At 71.8% G+C, this 4,233-nt stretch carries 4 protein-coding genes; 2 read left to right on the forward strand and 2 right to left on the reverse strand.

What is annotated here, in order from left to right; genetic code table 11:
- Positions 1-105: 105 nt before the first annotated feature.
- The gene (locus LCD35_RS29435; protein ID WP_304612913.1) at positions 106-867 is read right to left on the reverse strand and encodes an amino acid ABC transporter ATP-binding protein; all 762 of its coding nucleotides are present in this window, start codon (positions 865-867) and stop codon (positions 106-108) included.
- A complete protein-coding gene (locus LCD35_RS29440; protein WP_224960307.1) occupies positions 864-1,751 on the reverse strand; it encodes an amino acid ABC transporter permease in 888 nt (295 codons plus the stop codon). The genes LCD35_RS29435 and LCD35_RS29440 overlap by 4 nt, the downstream gene beginning before the upstream one ends.
- A gap of 302 nt (positions 1,752-2,053) precedes the next feature.
- On the opposite strand from LCD35_RS29440, the gene LCD35_RS29445 reads away from it, so the two are divergent.
- Both LCD35_RS29445 and LCD35_RS29450 read left to right on the forward strand, forming a co-directional pair.
- Positions 2,054-2,977, forward strand: a complete 924-nt coding sequence (locus tag LCD35_RS29445) for an ABC transporter substrate-binding protein (protein ID WP_225045302.1) — start codon at positions 2,054-2,056, stop codon at positions 2,975-2,977.
- A gap of 114 nt (positions 2,978-3,091) precedes the next feature.
- Positions 3,092-4,042, forward strand: coding sequence for a DivIVA domain-containing protein (locus LCD35_RS29450; protein ID WP_224969002.1), 951 nt, complete (start codon positions 3,092-3,094; stop codon positions 4,040-4,042).
- Positions 4,043-4,233 lie beyond the last annotated feature (191 nt).

Below are 4,233 nucleotides of genomic sequence, written 5' to 3' on the forward strand. Positions count from 1 at the left end.
CCCCCCCCCCGCCCCCCCCCCCCCCCCCCCCCCCCCGCGCCTCTCCCCCCTCCAACCCAACCCCCCCCCCCCCCCCCCCGCCCCCCCCCCCCCCGGCAACGGGGGTCAGAGGACTCGGTCCAGGAACTCCCGCGTCCGCGCCTCCCGCGGCGCGAGCAGCACTTCCGCGGGCGGGCCCGATTCGACGACCAGGCCGTCGTCCAGGAACACCACGGAGTCCGCGACCTCCCGGGCGAAACCGATCTCGTGGGTGACGACGACCATGGTGAGCCCGCCGCGGGCGAGGTCCTTCATCACGGCGAGCACTTCACCGACCAGCTGCGGGTCGAGCGCGCTGGTGGGTTCGTCGAACAGCAGCACCTTCGGTTCCACGGCGACGGCCCGCGCGATCGCCACCCGTTGCTGCTGTCCGCCGGAGAGCCGCCGCGGGTAGGAGTCGGCGTGCTCGGCGAGCCCGACGTCGCGCAACGCGGCCAGCGCCCGCACCGATGCGTCCTTCGTGGACAGTCGCCGCACGCCGACGAGCGCCTCGGCCACGTTGCCGAGCGCGGTCATGTGCGGGAACAGGTGGAACCCCTGGAACACCATGCCGATCTCGGCGCGCTGCCGGGCGATGATCCGGTCCGGCAGTTCGTGCAGCTTGCCGCCCGCTTCCCGGTACCCGACGAGCGATCCGCCCACCTGCACCCGGCCGGCGTCGACCTTCTCCAGGTGGTTGATGCACCGCAGCAGCGTGCTCTTGCCGGATCCGGACGGCCCGATGACGCAGGTGACGGACCCTTCGGTGACGGTGAGGTCGACGCCGCGCAGCACCGGCACCGGCCCGAAGCTCTTCCGCACGCCGCGGACGTCGATCATCGCGGTCATCGCCCGCCTCCCAGGACTCGCCGCCACGACACCGGTTCCGCTTCGCTCCGGGTCCCGCGGGCGTAGTGCCGTTCGACGCGGTGCTGGGCGATGGTCAGCAGCGAGGTGACGATCAGGTACCAGGCGGTCGCGACCAGCAGCAGCGGAATCACCTGGTAGTTGCGGTTGTAGATCAGCTGCACCGAGTGCAGCAGGTCGTGCACGGCGATGACGCTGACGATCGAGGTGCCCTTCAACGTGCCGATGAGCATGTTCGCGGCGGGCGGGACGATGGCGCGCATCGCTTGCGGCAGCACGACGCGCCGCAGGATCCGGCCGCGCGTCATCCCCAGCGCCTGCGCCGATTCGGACTGCCCGGGGTCGACGGAGAGGATGCCACCGCGCACCACTTCCCCCGCGTAGGCCGCTTCGTGCAGCACGAGCCCGATCACCGCGGTCGTGACGCCGCCGAGCAGGTCCACCGTACTGGTGGAGAACTCCCCCACACCGATCACCGGGTACAGCGCGCCGATGTTGAACCAGAACAGCAGCTGCACCAGCACCGGAACCGACCGGAAGAACCAGGTGTAGCCCCAGCTCACGGCGGCGAGCACCGGGTTCCCGGACAGCCGCAGCACCGCCAGCACGGTGCCGAGCGCGAACCCGAGCACCATCGTCACCGCGGTGAGCCACACCGTCAGCCACAACCCGTGCAGCACGGCGGGCGTGGCGAAGTAGGCGCCGACGACGTTCCACTGGAAGTTCGGGTTCGTCGCCACCGAGAACACCGCGCCGGCCAGCAGCGCCAGCACGAGCACCGCGGCCGCCCAGCGGAACGGGCGGCGCAGCGGCACCACTTCGGGGACGTCCGCGACGGGCGTCGGGACGACTCGCAGTTCGGACATGATCTCCCGCCTGTGCAAGGGAATCGGGAGTTCGAACATCCATCCCGCGCCGAGTCCGGTCAAGACCGCGACCTCCCCGTCCCACCCTGTGGCCACCGTTGACACCTCCGGTCGAACCCGGTGAAGCTCGTCGCGTGCCCGCCCGTACGTGCTTGGTCGCGCGAACCCACATCGACCTCGGCCTGGTGTGGTCGGCGTCCTGTCGACGCCACCGCTGAACCCAGGCCCGCCGCGCCCCGCCCTCGGTTTCCGGGGCGCTCCACCGATTCCCGCCGCCCGGTGCGGCGCGGAAGGGGACCACCATGCGCATCGGACACCGCGTGGCGACCGCGTTCGCCCTGCTGTTGAGCGGAGTTCTGCTCACCGCCTGCGGGCCCGCACCCGATCCGGACGCGGTCGCGCCGGGCCTGGACGCGCAGGCCGACGTCGTCTCCGGCGTCCGGCGCAGCGAGGCGGCGGCCGCGCTGCTGCCCGCGCGGATCCGCGACGGCGGGGTGCTGCGCATCGGCCGTTCCGTCGGCGGAGCACCGCCGTCCGCGTTCTACCTGGCGGACGGCAGCACGGCGGTCGGCCTCGACGTCGACCTCACCGAGGCGGTGGCCCGCAAGCTCGGCCTGCGGGTGGCGGCGCAGGACGCCGCGTTCGAGACGATCCTGCCCGCGCTGGGCAGCGGCAAGTACGACGCAGGCACCGGGAACTTCGGCGTCACCGAGGAGCGCAAGCGCACCATCGACTTCGCCACCTACATCCGCGACGGGCAGGGCTTCGCGGTCCGCTCCGGGGACGACCGCGCCCCGATCGCGGAGGTGACCGCGCTGTGCGGGCAGACCGTCGGCACCGCGAAGGGCACCACCTTCGAGGCGACCCTGTCCGCGCAGGCCCACCGCTGCACCGACCTCGGCCGCCCCGCCTACCGGGTGCAGGTGTTCTCCGAGAGCAGCGCCCTCTACTCGGCGCTCACCCAGGGCAAGGTCGACGTCATCATGAGCACCATCAACGGTCTGCGCTACGCGGCGACGCAGCAGCCCGCGCTGCGGCTGGCCAACGAGTTCCGCAGGCTCGACGTCGGCTTCGCGCTGGCGAAGGACTCCCCGTTGGCCCCGGCGCTGCAGACCGCGGTGAACGAGCTGATCCGCGACGGCGGCTACGCCCGCATCCTCGACAAGTGGGGCGTGGCCGCGTCGGCCATCCCCGAATCGCAGGTCAGTCCGCCCGAGATCCACTGAGCGGCGGCACTACTCGATCAGGTGGCGATCGCGCCGCTCCACCGCGCGCGGTGTCCGGATCAGACCTACTCTCCTCGGCGAGTCGACCCTCGCCTGTGGAGAGGAGTGTCCAACGTGGAGGACTCCGCACAAGCCGTCGTCCCGCTCCGTCCCGGATTCGACATCCAGGTACGAGGTTTCCACCGCCGCCAGGTCACCGAGCACATCGAGCTGCTCGAAGATCAGCTGCGCATGGTCAGCATCGATCGCAACGAGGCGGTGGCGTTGAACACGGACCTCCGCCGCCTCTGCGACGACGCGCGGCGCGACCTCGCCGAAGCCGAACTCCGCCTCAAGCGCATCGAAGCCTCCGACACCGGGCTTCCGCACGCGTCACAGCGCGTGCAGAACATGCTGTCGCTGGCCGAAGAAGAAGTGCAGACGTTGCGCGAACAGGCGCAGCGGCAGGCGGAGACCATCCGGGGCAGCGCGGAATACGAGGCGCAGCAACTGCTCGACGAGGCCGGCCGGGCCGCGGAGGCGATGCGGGCCGAATGCGCCCGCCTCGTCGACGAGCTCGACGTCCGGCAGCGCGAGATCCGCCGGGAGCACGAACAGAGCCTCGCCGACATCCGGGAGCGGGAGCGCACCATGCGCCACGCCATCCGGGACGAGTACAAGTCGATCGTCACGGCCGCGCAGGAGGAGGCCGACGCGCTGCTCTCCCGCACCCGCTGGGAGTGCGGCAGGCGCGACGCCGAGACCGAGCAGCTGCGGCTCGACGTCCTGCAGGACCTGCACACCAAGCAGGCCCGGATGGAGGAGCTGCGCACCGCCGTCATGTCCTCGTTGGACAGCGTCGGCAGGCTCGTCGGCGCCTCCAGCAACGAGATCGCCGCGCAGGAGATCGACAACGTCATCGATGCCGAACTCGTCGGCGAACCGGCGCACCACGTGTGGTTGCCGGAGCCGCGCGGGGACACCCAGAGCTACCTGATCCCGCTGGAGTCCCCCTTCAACGGCGGTGCCGCGGAGCCCGCCGAGACCGCCGAAGCCGAACCGACCGAAGCCGTCCAGCGGAACTGATTCGGAGCGAGCACGTGGAGCTAGTCGTCTTGTCCTTCGCCGGAGGCGCCGTGGTGGCCGCACTGGTCTTCTGGCCGCTGCTGCGCCGAGTCCGCAAGCACGCGGACGGGCCGCCCACCGGCAGGCACGCGTTGCGCACCCACCGCAGCACCGCCCCGCCGGCGGGAGCCCCCACCACCGGCCCCGCGCCC

Source organism: Saccharopolyspora sp. 6V, from assembly GCF_020176785.1.
GTDB classification, from domain to species: domain Bacteria; phylum Actinomycetota; class Actinomycetes; order Mycobacteriales; family Pseudonocardiaceae; genus Saccharopolyspora_C; species Saccharopolyspora_C gregorii.

Excerpts from the sequence above, each read along its gene's own strand:
- LCD35_RS29440 (WP_224960307.1), bottom strand. The coding sequence starts at position 1,751 with ATGTCCGAACTGCGAGTCGTCCCGACGCCCGTCGCGGACGTCCCCGAA.
- LCD35_RS29435 (WP_304612913.1), bottom strand. The coding sequence starts at position 867 with ATGACCGCGATGATCGACGTCCGCGGCGTGCGGAAGAGCTTCGGGCCG.
- LCD35_RS29445 (WP_225045302.1), top strand. The coding sequence starts at position 2,054 with ATGCGCATCGGACACCGCGTGGCGACCGCGTTCGCCCTGCTGTTGAGC.